Source organism: Listeria monocytogenes (assembly GCF_900187225.1).
Classification (GTDB): domain Bacteria; phylum Bacillota; class Bacilli; order Lactobacillales; family Listeriaceae; genus Listeria; species Listeria monocytogenes.
This window is the reverse complement of record NZ_LT906436.1, coordinates 2684912-2705050: the sequence shown is the minus strand read 5'-3', so window position 1 is coordinate 2705050 and position 20139 is coordinate 2684912. Positions and strand designations below refer to the sequence as shown.

The following is a 20139-nucleotide window of genomic DNA, read 5'->3' as shown; positions in this document are numbered from 1 at the left end:
CACCATTTTTATTCATTGCAAGAAGTGAAAGATAAAGTTAAACTATATAAAAGGAGGTTTTTTTAAATGATTATTCTTAATTGTCCAATGAAGCGAGATTACATTACTGAATTACTTGAAACATATGATAAAGACGGTGTAACTTTTAAAAAAATAGACGAAAAAGGTATGAAACTTACTTTTGAAACAAATATTGAAGACGAAGAAAAGGCAGCAAAAATCGCCAAAGAAACTATAAAAGCAACTGAAATAGGTTCTGTACTCTATTTCCAAGTTAGTGTGGGTTGAAAATGAAAATTGTTAATGCACTATTTCTTATTAGTATAGGTCTTATTATTATTATGTTTAGTCCTTCTTATGGAAAAGATGGGATGGCTAGTGTACCTCTTCTAGTTACCGGACTTGCGGTTGTTTTAATTGGCTGTGTATTCATCGTGCTAAAAATCCGTAAAGATAAGAAAGAAAAGAATTAGAAGGAGTCGATTGAAAAGTGAATGTCACACAGAAATTATATATATCCCAAAAAGAATGCTTTGATACACTAGTTAGCTCAGCAATCTATGATGTGAAAAATGCCACTGGTAAAACGCTTCAAGTACGCAAATTAGAAGGATATAAATATCAACGTACGATGTCTAATGGCGCACTTGCGACAACAAAAATTGTTAAAGTGCAACCTAATGAACTTTATCAATTCGAAACAAGTAGTCGTGTGAACACTCATACGACGACGTATACGATAAAATCCACTAGCGAAACAACATGCGAAGTGACGTATAACGAATTAATTGAAACGGAAAAAGCGCTAAATAAAATGAATAATATTATTGTTGGTTTTATGTTCGGCTTCTTCCGGAAAAAGCGTGTGAAAAATTTGCTGAAATCAATTGAGCTTTCTGTTATTAATGAAAGTAAGCAGAAGCAGGAGAAATTGGCTGCTAAAAGTGAACAGTAATGGGTTGGAATCGGGCTTTTTCGGGGGTCTGGTTCTTTTTTTGGGGTTTTGATTTTTGGTTTTTGGTGGTGGCGGTTTTTGAAGCTAGCCTGACTAAGGACGTTTTGAAACTTCTGGGAAGGATTAAATCATCGCTTTGCTCAGATTTATATTGAAGAACTAAATCAAAATAAAGTACATTTTGAAAGTTCTGGGAAGGATTAAATCATCGCTGCGCTCAGATTTATATTGAAGAACTAAATCAAAATAAAGTACATTTTGAAAGTTCTTCAACAATACGTTATAATAAAACTACTAAAATGGTTTTAGGTGAAGGAGAGTGGCAGATGGCGTATCAGGCTTTGTATCGGGTTTTTCGGCCGCAGTCGTTTCAGGATGTTGTTGGGCAGGAACATGTGACGAAAACGCTTAAAAATGCCATTGTGCAAAATAAAACTTCGCATGCTTATTTATTTTCTGGGCCTAGGGGAACAGGGAAGACTAGTGCGGCGAAAATTTTTGCGAAGGCGATTAACTGTGAACACGGCCATGACGGGGAGCCTTGCAATGAATGTGAGATTTGTAAAGGTACGACGGACGGTTCTATACCAGATGTTCTTGAAATCGATGCTGCCAGTAATAACGGGGTTGAAGAAATTCGAGATATCCGGGAAAAAGTAAAGTATGCGCCAACTGTGGCGAAATATAAAGTATATATTATCGATGAAGTGCATATGTTATCGACGGGAGCGTTTAATGCGCTACTAAAAACGCTGGAAGAACCGCCGAAACATGTCATTTTTATTTTGGCAACAACAGAACCGCATAAGTTACCGCTAACGATTATTTCGCGGGTACAACGGTTTGATTTTAAACGAATCACGACACAAGATATTATTGGTCGTTTGAAATTTATTTTGGAAGAAGAAAAAATCCCTTATGACGAAAAAGCGTTGATGATTGTTGCGCGTGCGGCTGAAGGCGGGATGCGTGATGCGCTTAGCTTGCTCGATCAAGTTATTTCCTACGGATCAGAAGAAGTTACCGTGGAAGACGCGCTCGAAATAACGGGTTCGGTTGCTCAAAATCTCCTTACAAAACTAGTAAGCGCAGCGTTTGACGGTGATGCGGCGGAAGCTATTTCAACGCTGACAGCACTGCTAGCAGAAGGAAAAGACCCAGTTCGTTTAGTGGAAGACTTACTCGTATTCTTTAGAGATGTGCTGCTGTATCAAAAAGCGCCGAATCTGGAAGAAACACTGGAACGAGCTTTGATTGATGATGATTTTGTTGCTTTGGCAAAACGAGCAGATTCACTTAAAGTGTATGAGTTCGTGAAAATTTTAAATACAGCGCAACAACAAATGCGTTTTTCGAATCACCCAGGGATTTATGTCGAAGTGGCGCTTGTTCAGTTAACTCAGGCGGGTCAATCAGTTGCAGGTGGCGGGAATGTGCCAGCAGATGCGGCTTCTGGAAGCGACGTCTCTGACTTAAAACGTCAAATGGAGCAAATGCATCAAGAGATACAAACGCTGAAAAAACAAATTGCCAGTGGGGCCGGAGCAGCACCAGCTGATAAACCAACCCAAAATCGCGGGGGCTCTAAGAAAGCGATCAACAACGGAAAGCAATTTAAAGCTCCTATTGGTAAAATCAACCATGTGTTAGGTGAGGCTAAAAAAGAGAATTTACAATTAATTCGTGGTTGTTGGGGTGAATTATTATCGATGTTGATGGCATCTCAAGCAGCTCTTTTAAATGACGCAGAACCTGTAGCTGCATCTCAGGACACTTTTGTGTTAAAATTTAAGCATGAGATTCACTGTCAAATGGCGATGGATAATCCGAATTTTGTTGAAACCATCACATCAAGTATTGCACGACTGACACAAGTAAATTATACTTTTATTGGAATCCCAGAAGATCAATGGGCTGATGTAAGAGAGAATTTCCTGCATAGTCATGGTAGTGATGCTGATGCGGAGGACGGCGCAAATCCAGAAGCTAAAAAACCAGCGGAAGATCCTTTTGTTGCAGAAGCCGCAAAACTCGTTGGTGAAGATTTGCTTGAAATTAAAGATTAAAAAACAATAGAAGAAAGAGGAGATTATTCATGCGTGGAATGGGAAATATGCAAGGTATGATGAAACAAATGCAAAAAATGCAAAAGGAAATGGCGAAAGCTCAAGCTGATTTAGAAGCTCAAGAGTTCACTGGAACTGCTGGTGGCGGAATGGTTACAGTAAAAGCTACTGGTAAACGCGTCATTACGGATGTTGTTATAAACGAAGAAGTAGTTGATCCAGAAGACATCGAAATGCTACAAGATTTAGTACTTGCAGCAACAAATGACGTATTAAAACAAATTGAAGATACAACTTCACAAACAATGGGTAAATTCACACAAGGGTTAAATATCCCTGGAATGTAATATTGCTTGGTTTGAGACTCTTGGCTTGTATTCAAGAGTCTCAACTATTTTTCAATAGAATGTTCCACGTGAAACATTTGTATTTTGAAGGTGAGAGGAAGACAAATTATGCATTATCCTGAGCCGATAACGAAATTAATAGATAGTTTTATGAAATTACCAGGAATTGGACCAAAATCGGCAGCTCGGCTAGCATTTTATGTGTTAGATATGAAAGAAGACGATGTGCTAGATTTTGCAAAAGCACTTGTTGATGCGAAGAGAAACCTAAGCTTTTGTTCCGTTTGTGGTCACATTACAGATAAGGATCCATGTTATATTTGTGCTGATACGTCACGCGATCGAAGTGTTATTTGTGTGGTACAAGAATCCAAAGATGTCATTGCAATGGAAAAAATGCGTGATTTTCATGGCTTATACCACGTGCTTCATGGCACAATTTCTCCAATGGACGGAATTGGACCAGAAGATATTAATATTCCTGATTTGCTGAAACGTTTGCAAGATGACACTATTGAAGAAGTTATTTTAGCAACAAATCCAAATGTTGAAGGAGAAGCCACTGCGATGTATATTTCGCGTTTACTAAAACCTTCAGGCATAAAAGTAACGAGAATAGCGCATGGCCTTCCAGTGGGTGGAGACTTAGAATATGCGGATGAAGTGACGCTTTCAAAAGCAATGGAAGGACGAAGAGAAGTCTAAACCGAGGTGATTAAATGGAGTCCAGAAGTAATAAGTTTGGCCGGAAGAAAAACAAGAAGATTGGCAAATTACACAAATCCTATGATGCTTATCTGATGGAATTGATTGAAGTCACACAAGAAAATTGGCACAAACAGAAAGTTCTAATGCGTAAAAGCTTTGAATATGATCCTAATTTAGAATACGAGGAAAAAAAGGCCGAAGCGCGCTATTTTTACCTTTTTAAAGAAGCACGTACAAGACAATTAAAAAACAAATAAAAAAATCTACTAAGCCAAATTGGTTTAGTAGATTTTTATTTTAGGCTAAATTTCTGATCTTACATACATTACGTCTGGTGCGTGGCTCACACGTTCACCAGTATTTAAACGCTCGACTTGGCGCATATCTGCTTCCGATAATTCAAAATCATAAATAGCTGCATTTTCTCTAATTCTTGAAGGTGTTTCTGATTTTGGAATGATAGAGATATTATTTTGTAAGTGCCAACGAAGGACGATTTGAGCAGGTGATTTCCCGTGTTTTTCCGCTAGGTCAATAAGGATTTGCTCTTGTAAAACGCCACCTCGGCCAAGTGGGCTCCAAGCTTGGTGAACGATATGTAGCTCTTCTAAATAGCGGTGTAAAAGATGATTCGGAAAGTGCGGATGCGTTTCAAGCTGATCAACTACTGGAAGAACATTTGCGCTTGTGCGAAGACGATCCAAGTGATGTGCTTCAAAATTGCTTACGCCGATAGCGCGAACAAGCCCCTCATCATATAATTTTTCTACAGCACGCCAAGTATCGAAAAATGTATTTTGTTTTGGCCAATGAACTAAATATAAATCAATTTGATCTAGTTGCAATTTTTTCTGTGATTTTTCAAAAGCCCGAAGCGTTTCATCGTAACCTTGCTCTGTATTCCACATCTTTGTTGTTACGAAAAATTCATCTCTTTTCAAGCCGCTTGACGCAAAAAAGTCTCCAAGTTCTTTTTCATTATGGTAAAATGAAGCCGTATCAAATAAGCGATACCCAACATCCACCGCGGTTTCCAGCGCAGTACGCATACGCGCTTCATCTGTTAACTTGTAGACCCCAAAACCATGTCTAGGCATTTCAATTCCATTGTTCAGTCTGTATGTATCCGAGAAAGAAAGTGTCATTTCATTTACCTCCTACTTTAGTTTATTAACTTAAGCATACCAGAAAATGGAGAATTTCTGTAGAATGAAGGAGAAAAATTTTTATACAACATAAAAAAGGCTGAATCTCAGCCTTTTTTCTTAACTTGGGATTAAACTGTTTAGCACGTGCGCAATGCCGTCTTCGTTGTTGGATAAAGTAACGGAGCTTGCTGCAGCTTTTAATTCCGCGACAGCATTTTGCATAGCGATTCCTGTACCTGCATATTCGACCATAGTGATGTCATTATGACCGTCTCCGAATGCGATAATATTTTCAGCGTGAATGCCCATAGGTGTTAAAACGGTATCAAGTGCTTTGGCTTTATCAATGCCCTGGGCTGTGAATTCGAAGTAAAAATCAGCAGTAAAGACACAATTAAGTGTATCTTTGAAAGGCGCCATCATTGCTTGGTAATTTTTTTGCATATAGGCCGGATCACCGGCAGTGAGGATTTTACTTAGACGATAATCTAAAAATGCAGCTAAATCATCTTTTTCACAGAGTTTGAAATTTCCACCGCGAGACTCGTACTGAATAATATTTATTTCTTCGCCGCGGTAAGGTACGTAGCAGTCGTATACGTCATTTGTATACATATAATCCTCTTTATCAATCATTACTTTGACTTTAAATTGTTTCATATGTTCTAAAACGGCTTTTCCTTCTTCAACAGTAAGTGCTTGGTTGAATAATTCTTCACTTCTCGCGCAATCAACTACTTTAGCGCCGTTGTATGAAACGAGCAAACCGTGATGCTTTTCCATTTCTAATTGTTCCGCATATGCGTGCATTCCTGTGGTTGGTCTACCAGATGCTAGAATAAGTTTAACACCATTCTCTTGCGCGGTGATGAGTGCTTTTTTTGTTTCTGGTGAAATTTTTTTGTCGTCGTTCAATAAAGTGCCATCAATATCTAAAATAATTGCTTGGGTTGTCATGTAAGTTGAGCTCCTTTTTTTCTTTATTGTATCACTAGAAAATCAGGAAAAGTTAGAAGTGGCGTATATTGAGAGCTTTTTTTCAATTTGAAAGGAAAATGGCTGTGTTTTTGAAAAATCATTCCAATTCAGTGTTCATTTTTTGGTAATTAGTCGTTTTGTATTGAATGTTTTTTTCGTAATTCTGGTTAAAATAAATGGAATAAAGCGTGTCGAAAATGCTTAGTAATGATTGCCGTGTTGAGAATGAAGAGACTTTGTTGTAATGGTTCTCAGCGGAGGCCATGTAGATTTTGTGTGTGGCAAATTCGACTAAAGGATTGTCTTGCATAGATGTAATTAAAATAATATCGACATTGTTTTCGGACAAGATTTTGACGACTCTTTGAAGTGTCCGACTCCGGCCGCCGTAAGAAACAACGATGGCAATATGGTTTTCGTCGCTGTTGGCGGCCGATAAGCTTTGGATATAATCTTCTTCAGGGACATTGACTAAAACGCCGATTTCCTGCATTTGAAATTTGAAATTTTGAGCGAAAAATAAATTGGCAGAAGCCGCGTAAACATCAATAGTTTTTGCATTAATTAATTTTTCACCAATTTTTACAAGTTCTTCTGGATCGGCGTTATTTAATGTTTCGTCGATGGTTCCTTTATATATTTGGTTTAGGTTAGTCATTATTTGGTAGGGTGTATCGGATTCCAAAATAGGATAATCGTAATTTATATCTTTTTCAGCGTTTGTTTCTCGAAGGCTCGAAGCGATTTCGATTTTTAGTTCACCGATTCCGTTCAGCCCTAGTTTGTTAATTAAGCGGTAGATTGTTGCAGCAGAAACGAAGGCAGCTGCAGCCAACTCTTTTGGCTTAAACTGTAATGTTTTTTTCGGGTTCGCTAAAATATAATTCGCAAGTTCTTTTTCACTATTGGTTAAATTGGTTAGTTCGCGTATTTTAATTAAAATATTCATCGTTTCAAATCCTAACTTTTTAGAATGGGAAATTGTTTTAAATAATTATACCATTAAATAAAAAAGTCCCTCTAGACAAAGTGCATCTAAAGGGATCTTTATCAATTATTTAATTTCGATTGTCTTAAGATTTGCTGCGATAACTTCTGGTTTTTCATCCATTTGAACTTGAGCAGCTGTAGCATAGGCACCTTCTAAAATCGGAGCATTAAAGAGAATAATTTCTTTTTCGCTAATTTCTTCAACGGTTTCTATGTTCATTTTGGCGCTTCCGAGGTCATAGAAAGTGTAGACTTTATCAGCTTCGTTACTTTCAATCGCTTCATTTACGGCATCAAAACTCGTGCCAATGCGACCGTCTTCTGTTCCACCGGCGTGCGTGATAGAAACGTCTGGGGCAATTTCTTTAATAATATCATGAACACCTTTTGCTACATCTTTGGAATGAGAAACGATGACAACGCCATAAGGTTTAGTCATAAGTTAGCTCACCTCCGTTTGAAGCATTGCATGAAATAGCAATGCGGATGAGTATGCGCCTGGATCGAGATGACCAATTGAACGTTCACCAAGATAACTTGCTCGACCTTTAGTGGCTTTTAAATCTTTTGTTTTTTGTAAAGCCGCATCCACCACATCATCAGTTAAATCTTCTTGATGTAACGCATGGACAACTGGTTCCCAAACATCAATCATTGTTTTTTCGCCAGCATGCGATTTACCGCGTTTTTCGATGCCTTCTAGACCAGCCTCAATTACTTTTGTAAGGCCAACAGCGTCTATGGTATCCGCATCAACTGCTTTACTCATGTTCAGAAATGCTGTTCCATAAAGCGGGCCAGATGCGCCACCAACTTTGCTGACCATTGTCATCCCAGCGGTTTTGAAAACATCTTTTAGGTCAGCCGGTTCTTTTTCTGTGAAAACTTTTTTGAGTTCGCTGAGTCCGCGAGCCATATTGATACCGTGGTCTCCGTCACCAATCGCTTGGTCGAGATCACTTAGTAATTGTTTGTTTTCTTGTACGCGTTCGCCGAAGTCATTTAACCAACGTAACGCCCAATCTTTATCATAAGTCATGATTCATTCCTCCAAATTTTATTACCATGCAATTGTGTCCACTGGGAGTTTCAACATATCTACCCATTTTTCATCCTCTAATTTCAAAATGGTTAAGGATAAACCGGCCATTTCAAGAGAAGTCATATAATCTCCAACAAGTGTTTTTGCAACTTGAACGCCGGCATTTTTTAGAAGTTCATGGACATCATTTGCGAAAACATATTGTTCCATTAGTGGTGTTGCGCCCATGCCGTTAACAAGGACAACCACTTTATCGCCAGCTAGGAGTTTGCTTTCATTGCTAATCCGTTCGTAAAGTTGCTTAGCTAAACTTGCAGATGGCATAATTTTTTCACGTGTAAACCCAGGTTCGCCGTGGATTCCAATACCTAGTTCGATTTCGTCGTCACCGAGCTCAAAGCCGGGATGTCCAACCTCGGGAACAGTACAAGGAGAAAGTGCGACACCAAGCGTTTTAACAGAAGCAATTACTTTTTCACCAAGGGCTTTCAATTCATCAAGAGATGCGCCTGCTTCTGCCGCCGCCCCGATAATTTTATGCACTAGAACCGTTCCAGCTACACCGCGGCGTCCTGTTGTAAAAGTACTGTCTTCAACAGCAATATCATCATCTACTACGATTTGTTCTACTTTAATATCATCGGCATCTGCTAAATCTGCCGCCATTTCAAAATTCATCACATCACCGGTATAGTTTTTCACGATCAAAAGCACACCAGCGCCTTGATCTGCGGCTTTAATACCTTCATAAATTTGGTCGGGAGTTGGGGAAGTGAAAACATCACCGCACACAGCCGCAGACAACATTCCGCGACCCACATAACCAGCATGAGCCGGCTCGTGACCAGAACCTCCACCGCTTACAAGTCCGACTTTTCCTGGACGTTTATCATTTCTTGCAATGACGCGAGTTCCTTCGACACGGTGAACAACATCAGCATGCGATTTAACTAAACCTTCCACCATCTGTTCTACTACTTGATCAGTACCGTTAAGAATCTTCTTCATCTGACAAAAAACCTCCTTTAAAATAGTCCTCTTACCTCAATTTCCCTTTACTAGAAAGTCAAAACGTAGTTGCTCCTTTTATTATACAACTTAGAAAATGAAAACGCTTTAAAACTGCAAGAATGTGTCATAAATCCAGCAAAATGGTACAATGAAGGAGAGAATTTGAAAAGGGGAATTGTTATGAGAAATCAATCTAAAATGCCTTTAGTGGAACGGTTAGATGCTCATGCTAAGTCTTGCCCAATATCACTCCATGTTCCTGGACACAAAAGTGGAGCAATTTATCCAGATGCATGGCAAAAATTATTGAAATGGGATGTAACAGAAATTACTGGAATGGACGATTTGCACCACCCTGAAGATGTGATTTTGGAAGCAGAAGAGTTACTTGCGGAATGTTATGGAAGTAAAAAAAGCTATTTTCTAGTCAACGGAACAAGCGGAGGAAACTTGGCGGTTATTATGGCAACTTTAAAGCGTGGGGAGAAAGTTTTAGTGCCAAGAGATGCGCATAAATCAATCTTGCATGGTATCGAACTGGCAGGCGGAGAACCGATTTTCTTAACCCCAGCGACAAATAAAGAAGTTGGCGTCGCGAGTGGTGTGACAACCGAACTTCTCGAAGAAACATTACATAATCACCCAGATGTAAAACTATGTATTTTCACTTATCCGAGCTACTACGGAACGACTTTTAACTTGCAAAAATGTATTCGAATTGCGCATGATTTTGGCGCGGTTGTATTTGTTGATGAAGCGCACGGAGCCCATTTTTTAACAAGTTCTGAATTTCCGAAAAGTGCAGTGGAGCTTGGTGCGGATGTGGTTGTTCAGTCGGCGCATAAGACGTTGCCGGCGCTAACGATGGGATCCTATTTACATGTCGTTAATGATTTACCGATTTTTGAAAAACTAGCTTATTATCTGCAAGTATTCCAAACGAGCAGCCCGTCTTATTTAATTATGGCGTCACTAGATGCGGCGAGGAAATATGTGGCAACTTACACAGCGGCAGACGTCGAAGCTTTTTGGAAAATGCGTGCCAGATGGATTAAATGGCTAACGAAGAATAAATTTGAAGTCATTTTGCCAGATGATCCACTTAAAATCATCGTGCGCAAAACAGGCTACACGGGGTACGAACTGCAAGCCATTTTTGAAGAAAGTTCTTATTTCCCAGAGCTTGCCGACGAGTCGCAAGTGTTACTGATTTTACCATTAATCAAAAAAGGAATTGATTTCACGCCAATCAGCCGGATTCATTCACCGATGAAAAAAGAAATCGCGAAAGAGCCGTACGAAATGTCGACACCTTGCGCGTCAGGTCTTGCTTTAACTTATGAAGAAATGCACGCACGCGCGACCGAATTCGCATTACTAGATGAAGCTACGACACGCGTTTCGGCTGAAACAATCTCGCTCTATCCGCCGGGAATTCCCGCAATCATCCGCGGAGAAGGCATCACCGAAAAGCATATCCGCGAACTAAAAAACATTCGCACACGCCACTACCAAGGCGGCGAAAAACTAGCCGAGAATTACATCCGTGTATTCCGCTAATTTATGCTATAATCAAACAGAAAGCGACACGAAAGGGAAAGGAAATTACTAAATGAAAGCAATTTTTATTACACTCGAAGGCCCAGATGGCTCTGGTAAAACAACAGTAGGAACACTACTTAATCAAAAAATGACGGAAGCTGGCATCGATTTTATTAAAACGCGCGAACCAGGTGGCAGCCCGATTTCAGAAAAAGTAAGAAATATCGTGCTCGGAATTGGCAATGAAGAAATGGACCCAAAAACAGAAGTACTACTTATTGCGGGAGCGCGCCGTCAACATGTCGTTGAAACAATCCGTCCTGCTCTAGCGGCAGGGAAAACAGTACTTTGTGACCGTTTCATGGATAGCTCTCTTGCTTACCAAGGTGCCGGACGTGACATGAATATGGAACAAGTTTTACAAGTGAATTTATATGCGATCGAGGATACATTGCCTGACCGGACGTACTATCTCGATGTGCCTGCCGAAGTCGGTTTAGCTAGAATCGCCGCTAATAAGGGCCGTGAAGTCAATCGCTTGGATAAAGAAGATATTACCTACCACGAAAAAGTCCAAGCTGGTTACGAAAAAGTCATCAACATGTTCCCGGAACGTTTTATGCGAGTGGACGCTACAAAGACACCAGAAGAAATCACAGAAACTATTTTAGCCGACATTTTACGACAATTAGCCTAACATCTAGTGGGACTTCAACACCTTGCCACAAGTGCATATCGCTCTTTAAAATGGCATTTATTTGCTATAATAGAAAAAAGATAGATTTTTAGGAAGGGTTGATTTCTTTGAAACTCATATTTGCGATAGTTCAAGATCAAGATAGCAACCGTTTGTCTGACGCACTTACAAAAGGCAATTTCGGTGCGACCAAGTTAGCTACAACGGGTGGATTTTTAAAAGCAGGAAACACCACGTTTATCATCGGGACAGAAGATGAACGTGTAGAAGATGCCCTAGCGATAATCAAGGAAAACTGTAAAGCACGCGAACAAATGATGACACCATCTGCTTCCTTAGGTGTGACGGTAGATACGTATGTGCCTTATCCAATCGAAGTACAAGTCGGCGGCGCAACCGTGTTTGTAATGCCAGTTGAGAGTTTCCATCATTTTTAGAACAGATAGTGGGAAAGCAGGTATGCGATAAGGGCTACCTGCTTTTTCTTTATCTATAATGGGAATTAGATGCTTTAAACTATCGATGCGAGATAGATGAATTATAACCAATAGACTCTGCTATTCAGATTGTCATTATAATCTGTTTAATTTAATAAAAAAACCGCAGACAAAGCAATTTCTCGCTTTATCCGCAGTTTCTGACCTATCTCGCTCACGAGGTAGGCTTTTTACATTCACTTAATTGTTAATTTCTGACCAACATGAATCATGTTGCTTGTTAACTTGTTCCAAGCTTTAATATTATCTACAGTTGTTTTATATTGTCTAGAAATGGCCCATAAAGAGTCGCCTTTTTTGACAGTGTATGTTTTTACTGTGGAATTACTTGGATTATTTGTGCTTGGTTTTGCTGTATTTGTGTTTGTAGTAGATCCGGCACTAACTTTAAGCTTTTGGCCTGGATAAATAAAATCGGATTTTAAGTTGTTCCAAGCTTTTAGGTTAGCGATAGTCACTTTGTTGTTGTTAGCGATTCTCCAAAGTGAGTCACCTTTTGCTACCGTATAAACTTTAGCGTTCGTGTTAGTGTTAGTGCTTGGTTTGGATGTATTCGTGTTCGTGCTCGGTTTAGACGTATTTGTGTTAGAAGTAGATCCAGCACTTACTTTAAGTTTTTGCCCTGGATAAATGAAATCGGATTTCAGGTTGTTCCAAGCTTTTAGGTTCGCGATAGTTACTTTGTTGTTATTAGCGATTCTCCAAAGCGAGTCCCCTTTTACAACTGTGTAAACTTTAGCGTTTGTGCTAGTGCCTGTACTTGGTTTGGACGTGCTTGTTCCTGTGCTCGGTTTCGATGTATTCGTATCCGATGTAGTGGAACCAGCACTTACTTTAAGTTTTTGCCCTGGGTAAATGAAATCAGATTTAAGATTATTCCAAGCTTTTAGGTTCGCGACGGTTACTTTATGGTTATTAGCGATTCTCCAAAGTGAGTCCCCTTTTACAACTGTGTAAATTTTAGCGTTGGAGGTATTTGTGTTTCCAGTGTTGCTAGAATTACCAGTGCTTCCGGAATTTCCGCCAGTTGTTTTGCCACTGTCATACTGTGTTAAATTATAGCGGCTAATCAAGTCATTTAATTTAGTTGCATAGGCTGTGTCTGTTGCGTATGTTCCAGTTAAGGCTTTCGTTGCATCTTTGTAAGAAGTAGTGTTGCTTTTCCAAACTTTTGAGTAGTAATTTGGGTTCCAGCTGGGGCCTTTTCGAATGACTTGTGCGTAATCTTCTAAGGATTGGTGGTAAGAGGGATATTTTCTGAATTTAGCTGTGATTGTGTAGTAGTTTCCTTTACCATCATCTTCTAGTGTTTGTTTTGTGTAGGATTGGCCGTTGTAAGCTCCCTTGATCCCAAAAAGGTTATAGTTAGGAGCAGAGCCTAATTCGCTCGTTCCATAGGCGCTTTCTAAAATGGCTTGGGCGATCATGACAGATGCGTACAGGTCATTTTCTGCTGCAATTTGGGAAGAAGAGGCTTGGATTGTTTGGATAAAGCTTTGAACAGTTGCTCCCGAACGGAGTGCTGATTTTTGTAATAGGTTGTATGTAGCTGGTGTAGAAGAGCTTGTTGCATTGTCAGGATTGCTAACTGTTGCGGGTTCGGCCGGAGCTTTTTCTACTTGGTTTGTTGCAGCTTGCTTTTCTTCTGGTGTTTTTGTTTGTTCTTTTGTTTCAGTTTGCTGAGGTCCAACGGTTTGTTTTGCTGTGCTTTCAGGAGTGGCCGTTGCTGATGCTTCTTTAGTTGTGTTAGCTTCTGCACTTTTAGATGCTTCGTCAGCAGGCGCTGTTTCGTCTGCGCTAACGATTACTTCGATTCCGGGAACAGTGATAGAGGTTGCGATTGCAGTAACCCCAGCAATTGTTGCACCCGTTTTAAATTTTTTGCTTTTTTTGTTTTTCTTTTCTTCTTGTAAGGCTTCAAGGATTCGTTCTTTTCTCGTTTTTTGCATGGTAAGTCACTTCCAATTCTTTAAATATTCTACATCCATTATTACATACTTAACATTACTTATGATTGATATCGACAAATTGTAATTAAATTGTCAAAAAGGCTAGTATTTGTTATACTGAATATAAGCAAGTGCTTACTTAGTTGAACGGGGGTAAAATAATGATCACAAACGAATCCATCATGGATGCAACACTTTGTATGATGGCGAAACACGGCATCAAAGGCTCCACAACAAGACAATTAGCAGAAGCCGCTGGAATTAATGAAGCTACGATTTTTAAAAAATTTAAGAGTAAAGACAATCTCATTCATATGACGCTGGAAGTCCAATTTGAAAGTATGAAGGCCGAAATCAATCAATTTTTTGATAAAGATTTTGAGAGTGCTAAGGTGTTTCTACGTCAAGCGAGTCAATTTATTTCGGATATTTATGAAAAATATCGGGACTTTATGGTGATTTCTGTTCGAGAAATGGGCAGCAAAGATATGGAATTCATTGATCCGTCGATTGTGGAATATTTGTATGAGCGGGTTAATGAAAAAGTAAAAGAAATGGTTCCGAGTAAGAACTCTGCGCAAGAAGCAGATGCGATTTCTTTGATTTTAAATAGTGTTATTTTGCTTATTATGGTGGAAAAAGTACGCGATGATATTTATAAGCGCCCGCCAACGATTACAACAACCGCAGATTCATTAGCAGATGTTTTATTAAAATTATTGAAATAAATCATGAAAAGTTAAATAAAAGTTAAGTATTTTACATTTTGTCTTGCGGGCTTAGATTTTCTATGTTAAACTCGTAGACGATTAGAGCGATAATAAATATGTAGTTTTGCCTGTTAGGTGAGGCTCCTATGCAAACACAGGCCACTGCCCAAAAATGTCCAAAGACGCCAATGGGTAGAACAGGGATTGTCGGATTAAGGCTTTCCATAATGTGGCTAAGAGTATTCTTTACGTTGCATAGTGCCAAAACTTTAGCGAGGGGAGTCTGTTTTAGTATGCGTATAAATTCAGGGGTCCTTGCCGAGGTTTTGGTAAGGACTTTTTTCATGTTTATTATGAAAATAATTATCTGGGAATTAAAATCTTTTTTTCAGATAATTAAGCTTAGATAAAATTCGAAAGGAGATGAAGGCAATGGACCACCATCAGGGAGAGGAAGTAGAAGAACCGGACTCGTATTATAGTAATCAAGCTGCAAGAGTGACTAACCTTCATCTCTGGCGCACATAAACGTTATTCTCAGCTTGCCTAGAAAGAATTGGAGGCAAGGAAAATGAAAAAACTACACGTAAAAAAGCAAGGTAACAATTTGCTCAAAGAATCACAAATGGGCAAGGGAAAAGTTTTGGAAAAGTTAGGTGTTATGGAAACGGGGCTCACAAACGTAGAAGTTACAGAAAGATTAGCGGAATTTGGTCCCAATCAAACTGTGGAAGAAAAGAAAGTATCAAATTTGCGGCTCTTTATTCGGGCGTTTAATGATCCGTTTATCTATATTTTAGCGATGTTAATGGTTGTTTCGTATTTGACGGACGACATGGAAGCGACTGTGATTATGGCACTAATGATACTTGCGAGCGGCATACTTGGATTTATTCAAACAAGTAGAGCAGAACGGGCGAGTTACGCGTTAAAGAATATGGTGAAAAATAGAGTCAATGTTATTCGAAATGGCTCCATGGATCTGGTGATGCAAGACGCAATCGTACCTGGAGATTTAATTGAAATTTCGGCGGGAGATATTATTCCAGCAGATGCGCGAGTTATTTCGGCTACGGATTTATTAATTAATCAATCGGCGCTCACAGGAGAATCGATTCCTGCTGAAAAATTTGTGGAAGACAAACGTGCCGATCCAGAAATTTTTGAACGGGAAAACCTATTATTTATGGGGACAGATGTGTTAAGTGGGCATGGCCGAGCAGTTGTTTTACGGACTGGAAGCTCGACATTCTTTGGTTCATTGTCCATCGCAGCTACTGAACGCCGAGGCGATACTAGTTTTGATAAAGGTGTTAAATCAATTTCGAAATTACTATTTTATTTTATGATGGTGATGGTGCCGATTGTATTTATGATTAACGGGCTTATGAAGGGCAATTGGTTAGAAGCATTTCTATATGCAGTAGCGATTGCGGTTGGCCTCACACCTGAGATGCTACCTATGATTGTCAGCACGAACTTGGCAAAAGGTGCAATCAATATGTCGAAGAAAAAAGTAATCATGAAAGAACTGAGCGCCATTCAAAATATTGGTGCAATGGACATTTTATGTACGGACAAAACAGGCACGCTCACTGAAGATAAACTAGAACTTGTAAAATACATTGATAGTGCTGGCGAAACCTCAGAAAGCGTCTTAAAAATGGCTTATTTAAACAGTTACTTCCAAACAGGCTGGAAAAATGTTTTAGATCATGCAGTTATTGCTAATTTAGATGAGAGTACTGCGTCAGGTTGGAAAAAAGTTGGCGAGATTCCATTCAATTTTGATCGACGCCGTTTGAGCGTGGTGGTCGAAAATAGGGCAGAAACAAGGATGATTACAAAAGGCGCGGTGGAAGAAATGCTCACTGTATGCACTCATAAGGAATTTGGTGATGCTGTTTCGACACTATCTGAATCAGAAAAGAGCGAACTTCAAGACATGTGTGCAGAAATGAATCGTTCAGGAATCCGCGTGATTGCTGTGGCCTATAAAACTGGAAAAGTCGGAGAAGCATTTACTAAGACCGACGAAGAACAAATGATTATTGCGGGGTTCCTAGGTTTCCGCGATCCAGTAAAAGCATCGACGAAAGAAGCAATTGCTCATCTTTTTAAAAACCAAATTAACGTAAAAGTTTTGACGGGTGATAACGAAATTGTTACGAAGCGGATTTGTCAGGAAGTCGGCATTCCAGCGAACGGATTTTTACTAGGTGCGGATATAGAAGAGCTTTCCGATGAAGAACTTACGCGCGAACTGCGAAAATATCACATTTTTGCTAAATTAACCCCAATGCAAAAATCACGAATCATTGGTTTGCTTAAAAAAGCGGGGCATACGGTTGGATTCCTCGGTGACGGAATTAATGATGCTCCAGCTCTTAGGAAAGCAGATGTTGGGATTTCGGTTGATACAGCGGCCGATATTACAAAAGATGCCAGCTCAGTCATCTTACTTGAGAAAAGCTTAACGGTCTTAAATGATGCGGTGATGGAGGGTCGGAATGTATTCGGTAATATTCTAAAATACCTTAAAATGACGGCCAGCTCTAACTTTGGTAATGTGTTTAGTGTTTTGGTTGCAAGTGCATTTATTCCATTTTTACCAATGCTATCGTTACACCTTTTACTGCAAAATTTATTGTATGATTTCTCCCAATTAACACTTCCTTGGGACAAAATGGACCGTTCGTTTTTGAAAAAGCCGCATCAATGGGAACAAAAAGGAATGCTGCGCTTTATTCTATGTATTGGTCCGGTGAGTTCGATCTTTGATATTGCGACGTTTCTAATTATGTGGTTTGTATTTAGCGCGAATACGGTGGCGGAGCAAGCATTATTCCACAGTGGCTGGTTCGTGGTTGGCTTACTTACGCAAACATTAGTCGTACACATGATTCGTACAGAGAAAATACCGTTCATTCAAAGCCGAGCAGCTACACCAGTCATGATTGCAACGCTTAGTGTAATGGCGCTTGGGATTATTATTCCATTTACAGGATTCGGCCACAGCATTGGTTTTGTCAGCTTGCCTGGTAGTTATTTCCCTTGGTTGATATTGATTTTGGTTGGATATATGGCTACGATGCAACTGGTGAAAACTATATACATTCGGAAATTCCGGGAGTGGATTTAAATGCGTGCTGGACGCGTACTATTTGTAACGTATTTACTTCTGGCGATATGGAGTTTGCTACTTGTTTATAGCACGAGTTATGGTGTTGCTGTTATGCGATATAAAGTGGAGCCGAGTTATTTCTTTAATAGGCAATTACTTTTTTATGGGCTTGGTTTTTTAGGACTACTCGTTTGCTCGCGTATTAATGTGCAACTATTTTACCTGAGACGAACGCTTCGGATTTTGGCTGGAAGTTTGCTTGGCTTACTGCTATTAGTGCTTCTAACAGGAAGCGCGGCGAACAATGCGCAAAGATGGCTGTCTATTGCGGGTGTGACGTTCCAACCTACTGAGATGGTTAAATTGCTGTTGATACTAGTAATCGCAACGGTTTTTTTGAAAAAAGGTTGCGGTGTTCGCGTACAATATTGGTTGCTTGGATTTTTATTTTTAACAGTGGGGCTTGTCTTCTTGCAGCCGGATCTTGGCACTGCACTGATTTTAGGTGTTATTGGGGTCGCTTTGTTTTTAACGAGCGGAGTTGGCCTCACACGCCTTGTGCGAGTTGCAATTTGGACTTTTGGTCTCTTATTACTTGTAGCAATGCTGATTTACTTCTTTCACCCAGACTTTTTTAGTTCAGCAAAATTGGGTAGATTTGCTTTTCTGGATCCGTTTAATTTGGATAATTTAGATGCTTCTTATCAACTAAGAAATGGCTATTATGCGATTGGGAGCGGTGGGATATTTGGAAATGGCTTGGGAGGCAGTATCCAGAAGTTAGGCTATTTGCCGGAGCCGCATACGGATTTTATTATGACGGTAATTGCAGAGGAACTTGGTGTTTTTGGTGTTATTTGGACGATATTTTTGTTGATGGCGCTAAGTTTTACAGCACTCTACATTGCTATTAGTAGTCATTTTATTTTTGATTCGATGGTTTGTATCGGTGTTGCATCTTGGGTGTCGGTGCAGATGTTTTTGAATCTCGGTGGAGTGAGTGGGATTATTCCGCTTACTGGTGTACCGTTGCCATTTATTAGTTATGGTGGTAGTTCGGTCGTCATGCTTTCATGTGCAGTCGGATTTGTACTAGCGGCAGCGAGACGGAATGTACTAGCTAAAACGAGAGAGGTCGTGTATTTATGAAACGAGATGTACTTTATAACCGAATTATTCTATCGGTATTCTTATTGTCTTTAGTTAGTTGTGTGGCGATATATTTTGCTCAGCAGACAAACCAGTACAATACGAATTTTTTGGGAATGCAATTGGTGTTTTTGGCAATTGGGACGCTTACTTGTTTTGGAGTTTCTAGGCTCCCGATAGAATTTTTACGCCATCATGCGATTTGGCTGTATGTGATTATGGTCATTACACTACTAGGTATACTCATTCCTAATCCGTTAGTTCAAAATATAAATGGGGCGACTCGTTGGTATCGCTTCGCTGGGCTATCTTTTCAACCTTCTGAAGTAGTAAAATCCATATTTATCTTTGTATTGGCGCATTTTGCAGTGAAATATCAAGCACAAAAATGGAAACAATTAGGGATTCTGACGGTGCTTACTGGGATAGTATTACTATTAATTATGAAACAACCAGACCTTGGTACGACGATTGTTTATGGGGTTACGGCGCTAGCGATTATTTTACTGGCAATTAAATCGACGAAGCTGATGGTCGGAATTATTACGTTAATCTTAACAGCTGCAACAATTGGGATGTATGTTGTCGTGTATCACATTAGCTTATTAGAGAAAATTGGGTTTCACGCGTACCAGTTTTCGCGGATTCAGACGTGGCTTGATCCAACGACAGATCCTGATGCAGTGTACCAGCTCAATTTGTCAATGAAAGCTGTTGGTTCGGGGATGATGACTGGTAGTTCAGGAACAAATGCGTATATTCCTGAAAGTCATACAGATATGATTTTTAGTACGATTGGGCATCAGTTTGGGTTTGTTGGTGTAAGTTTGTTGTTAATTTTATTTATGGTACTTATCCATCAATTAATTATGGCAGCGCTATTGATGAAGAATACTTTTTCTTCGCTTGTTTTAGCGGGCTTTGCAGTTAGTTTTGCATTTAATATTTTTGAAAATATTGGTATGACTGTTGGACTTATGCCGCTCACGGGGATTCCGCTTCCATTCATTAGTTATGGTGGGAGTGCTGTGCTTGGTAATTTTATTGCGGTAGGCGTTGTGCTAGCGATTATTCGGTCAGATGCCGATTTAATAGAAGAAAAATAAGTCGTCTGAATAATTTCCGAGTTCTTTGTTATATTCAGAGGAATCAAAAGGCCTGTTTACTCATATATTAGTGAAATTGTTACCGATTGAGCTATGTATTTAATCGGTAACAATTATATG

At 39.5% G+C, this 20139-nt stretch carries 21 protein-coding genes and 1 riboswitch; of the genes, 14 read left to right on the top strand and 7 right to left on the bottom strand.

Features of this window, described 5'->3' with window-relative positions:
* The first annotated feature begins 66 nt into the window (after positions 1 to 66).
* The 7 genes from CKV70_RS13780 (at position 67) to CKV70_RS13750 (ending at position 4333) form a co-directional block, all read left to right on the top strand.
* The gene (locus CKV70_RS13780) at positions 67 to 288 is read left to right on the top strand and encodes a hypothetical protein (RefSeq protein ID WP_003722067.1); all 222 of its coding nucleotides are present in this window, start codon (positions 67 to 69) and stop codon (positions 286 to 288) included.
* A 2-nt stretch (positions 289 to 290) separates the two neighbouring features.
* Positions 291 to 473 (top strand): DUF3188 domain-containing protein, encoded by a 183-nt coding sequence (locus CKV70_RS13775; protein ID WP_003727657.1) that lies wholly within the window; start codon positions 291 to 293, stop codon positions 471 to 473.
* Positions 474 to 490: 17 nt separating this feature from the next.
* On the top strand, positions 491 to 955 hold the full coding sequence (locus CKV70_RS13770; RefSeq protein ID WP_003722065.1) for a DUF3284 domain-containing protein: 465 nt from the start codon (positions 491 to 493) through the stop codon (positions 953 to 955).
* 326 nt (positions 956 to 1281) lie between these two features.
* Positions 1282 to 3021, top strand: coding sequence for a DNA polymerase III subunit gamma/tau (dnaX, locus tag CKV70_RS13765; RefSeq protein WP_014601199.1), 1740 nt, complete (start codon positions 1282 to 1284; stop codon positions 3019 to 3021).
* 29 nt (positions 3022 to 3050) lie between these two features.
* Positions 3051 to 3368, top strand: coding sequence for a YbaB/EbfC family nucleoid-associated protein (locus tag CKV70_RS13760; protein WP_003722063.1), 318 nt, complete (start codon positions 3051 to 3053; stop codon positions 3366 to 3368).
* A gap of 108 nt (positions 3369 to 3476) precedes the next feature.
* The gene (gene recR, locus CKV70_RS13755; protein ID WP_003722062.1) at positions 3477 to 4073 is read left to right on the top strand and encodes a recombination mediator RecR; all 597 of its coding nucleotides are present in this window, start codon (positions 3477 to 3479) and stop codon (positions 4071 to 4073) included.
* 14 nt (positions 4074 to 4087) lie between these two features.
* Positions 4088 to 4333, top strand: a complete 246-nt coding sequence (locus tag CKV70_RS13750) for a YaaL family protein (RefSeq protein ID WP_003722061.1) — start codon at positions 4088 to 4090, stop codon at positions 4331 to 4333.
* A 45-nt stretch (positions 4334 to 4378) separates the two neighbouring features.
* Here the strand turns inward: CKV70_RS13750 and CKV70_RS13745 are convergent, their stop codons facing one another.
* From CKV70_RS13745 to dhaK1, 6 genes are all read right to left on the bottom strand, one after another.
* Positions 4379 to 5221 carry an aldo/keto reductase gene (locus CKV70_RS13745; protein ID WP_014601198.1) on the bottom strand — a complete coding sequence of 281 codons (843 nt, stop codon included), beginning with the start codon at positions 5219 to 5221 and terminating at the stop codon, positions 4379 to 4381.
* Between the two features lie 120 nt (positions 5222 to 5341).
* On the bottom strand, positions 5342 to 6181 hold the full coding sequence (locus tag CKV70_RS13740) for a Cof-type HAD-IIB family hydrolase (protein WP_014601197.1): 840 nt from the start codon (positions 6179 to 6181) through the stop codon (positions 5342 to 5344).
* Positions 6182 to 6299: 118 nt separating this feature from the next.
* Entirely contained in the window at positions 6300 to 7151 is an 852-nt protein-coding gene (locus tag CKV70_RS13735; protein ID WP_003722058.1) for a MurR/RpiR family transcriptional regulator, read from the bottom strand.
* A gap of 105 nt (positions 7152 to 7256) precedes the next feature.
* Positions 7257 to 7631 carry a dihydroxyacetone kinase phosphoryl donor subunit DhaM1 gene (gene dhaM1 / locus CKV70_RS13730; protein WP_014601196.1) on the bottom strand — a complete coding sequence of 125 codons (375 nt, stop codon included), beginning with the start codon at positions 7629 to 7631 and terminating at the stop codon, positions 7257 to 7259.
* Positions 7632 to 7634: 3 nt separating this feature from the next.
* Positions 7635 to 8231 carry a dihydroxyacetone kinase ADP-binding subunit DhaL1 gene (dhaL1, locus tag CKV70_RS13725; protein ID WP_012951102.1) on the bottom strand — a complete coding sequence of 199 codons (597 nt, stop codon included), beginning with the start codon at positions 8229 to 8231 and terminating at the stop codon, positions 7635 to 7637.
* A gap of 21 nt (positions 8232 to 8252) precedes the next feature.
* Positions 8253 to 9242 (bottom strand): dihydroxyacetone kinase subunit DhaK1, encoded by a 990-nt coding sequence (gene dhaK1 / locus CKV70_RS13720; protein ID WP_003732079.1) that lies wholly within the window; start codon positions 9240 to 9242, stop codon positions 8253 to 8255.
* 183 nt (positions 9243 to 9425) lie between these two features.
* On the opposite strand from dhaK1, the gene CKV70_RS13715 reads away from it, so the two are divergent.
* The 3 genes from CKV70_RS13715 to CKV70_RS13705 all read left to right on the top strand — a co-directional run bounded on the left by CKV70_RS13715 (position 9426) and on the right by CKV70_RS13705 (position 11921).
* A complete protein-coding gene (locus CKV70_RS13715; RefSeq protein ID WP_014601195.1) occupies positions 9426 to 10805 on the top strand; it encodes an aminotransferase class I/II-fold pyridoxal phosphate-dependent enzyme in 1380 nt (459 codons plus the stop codon).
* Between the two features lie 52 nt (positions 10806 to 10857).
* Positions 10858 to 11484 carry a dTMP kinase gene (gene tmk / locus CKV70_RS13710; RefSeq protein WP_003722053.1) on the top strand — a complete coding sequence of 209 codons (627 nt, stop codon included), beginning with the start codon at positions 10858 to 10860 and terminating at the stop codon, positions 11482 to 11484.
* 107 nt (positions 11485 to 11591) lie between these two features.
* Positions 11592 to 11921, top strand: a complete 330-nt coding sequence (locus CKV70_RS13705; protein WP_003722052.1) for a cyclic di-AMP receptor DarA — start codon at positions 11592 to 11594, stop codon at positions 11919 to 11921.
* Between the two features lie 236 nt (positions 11922 to 12157).
* Here the strand turns inward: CKV70_RS13705 and CKV70_RS13700 are convergent, their stop codons facing one another.
* Positions 12158 to 13930 (bottom strand): 1,4-beta-N-acetylmuramoylhydrolase, encoded by a 1773-nt coding sequence (locus tag CKV70_RS13700; protein ID WP_014601194.1) that lies wholly within the window; start codon positions 13928 to 13930, stop codon positions 12158 to 12160.
* A 161-nt stretch (positions 13931 to 14091) separates the two neighbouring features.
* Between CKV70_RS13700 and CKV70_RS13695 the strand changes: the two genes are divergently transcribed.
* The 4 genes from CKV70_RS13695 (at position 14092) to CKV70_RS13675 (ending at position 20019) form a co-directional block, all read left to right on the top strand.
* Positions 14092 to 14658 carry a TetR/AcrR family transcriptional regulator gene (locus CKV70_RS13695; RefSeq protein WP_009925488.1) on the top strand — a complete coding sequence of 189 codons (567 nt, stop codon included), beginning with the start codon at positions 14092 to 14094 and terminating at the stop codon, positions 14656 to 14658.
* Positions 14659 to 14760: 102 nt separating this feature from the next.
* Positions 14761 to 14927: riboswitch (M-box (ykoK) riboswitch) on the top strand.
* 284 nt (positions 14928 to 15211) lie between these two features.
* Positions 15212 to 17782, top strand: coding sequence for a magnesium-translocating P-type ATPase (gene mgtA, locus CKV70_RS13685; protein WP_014601193.1), 2571 nt, complete (start codon positions 15212 to 15214; stop codon positions 17780 to 17782).
* Entirely contained in the window at positions 17783 to 18913 is a 1131-nt protein-coding gene (locus CKV70_RS13680; RefSeq protein WP_014601192.1) for an FtsW/RodA/SpoVE family cell cycle protein, read from the top strand.
* A complete protein-coding gene (locus CKV70_RS13675) occupies positions 18910 to 20019 on the top strand; it encodes an FtsW/RodA/SpoVE family cell cycle protein (RefSeq protein ID WP_003722045.1) in 1110 nt (369 codons plus the stop codon). The genes CKV70_RS13680 and CKV70_RS13675 overlap by 4 nt, the downstream gene beginning before the upstream one ends.
* The last annotated feature ends 120 nt before the right edge of the window (positions 20020 to 20139 follow it).

Bases quoted from the DNA above. Each gene is read 5' to 3' on its own strand.
- CKV70_RS13780 (WP_003722067.1), top strand. From the start codon at position 67: ATGATTATTCTTAATTGTCCAATGAAGCGAGATTACATTACTGAATTA.
- CKV70_RS13775 (WP_003727657.1), top strand. From the start codon at position 291: ATGAAAATTGTTAATGCACTATTTCTTATTAGTATAGGTCTTATTATT.
- dnaX (WP_014601199.1), top strand. From the start codon at position 1,282: ATGGCGTATCAGGCTTTGTATCGGGTTTTTCGGCCGCAGTCGTTTCAG.
- CKV70_RS13760 (WP_003722063.1), top strand. From the start codon at position 3,051: ATGCGTGGAATGGGAAATATGCAAGGTATGATGAAACAAATGCAAAAA.
- recR (WP_003722062.1), top strand. From the start codon at position 3,477: ATGCATTATCCTGAGCCGATAACGAAATTAATAGATAGTTTTATGAAA.
- CKV70_RS13750 (WP_003722061.1), top strand. From the start codon at position 4,088: ATGGAGTCCAGAAGTAATAAGTTTGGCCGGAAGAAAAACAAGAAGATT.
- CKV70_RS13745 (WP_014601198.1), bottom strand. From the start codon at position 5,221: ATGACACTTTCTTTCTCGGATACATACAGACTGAACAATGGAATTGAA.
- CKV70_RS13740 (WP_014601197.1), bottom strand. From the start codon at position 6,181: ATGACAACCCAAGCAATTATTTTAGATATTGATGGCACTTTATTGAAC.
- CKV70_RS13735 (WP_003722058.1), bottom strand. From the start codon at position 7,151: ATGAATATTTTAATTAAAATACGCGAACTAACCAATTTAACCAATAGT.
- dhaM1 (WP_014601196.1), bottom strand. From the start codon at position 7,631: ATGACTAAACCTTATGGCGTTGTCATCGTTTCTCATTCCAAAGATGTA.
- dhaL1 (WP_012951102.1), bottom strand. From the start codon at position 8,231: ATGACTTATGATAAAGATTGGGCGTTACGTTGGTTAAATGACTTCGGC.
- dhaK1 (WP_003732079.1), bottom strand. From the start codon at position 9,242: ATGAAGAAGATTCTTAACGGTACTGATCAAGTAGTAGAACAGATGGTG.
- CKV70_RS13715 (WP_014601195.1), top strand. From the start codon at position 9,426: ATGAGAAATCAATCTAAAATGCCTTTAGTGGAACGGTTAGATGCTCAT.
- tmk (WP_003722053.1), top strand. From the start codon at position 10,858: ATGAAAGCAATTTTTATTACACTCGAAGGCCCAGATGGCTCTGGTAAA.
- CKV70_RS13700 (WP_014601194.1), bottom strand. From the start codon at position 13,930: ATGCAAAAAACGAGAAAAGAACGAATCCTTGAAGCCTTACAAGAAGAA.
- CKV70_RS13695 (WP_009925488.1), top strand. From the start codon at position 14,092: ATGATCACAAACGAATCCATCATGGATGCAACACTTTGTATGATGGCG.
- mgtA (WP_014601193.1), top strand. From the start codon at position 15,212: ATGAAAAAACTACACGTAAAAAAGCAAGGTAACAATTTGCTCAAAGAA.
- CKV70_RS13680 (WP_014601192.1), top strand. From the start codon at position 17,783: ATGCGTGCTGGACGCGTACTATTTGTAACGTATTTACTTCTGGCGATA.
- CKV70_RS13675 (WP_003722045.1), top strand. From the start codon at position 18,910: ATGAAACGAGATGTACTTTATAACCGAATTATTCTATCGGTATTCTTA.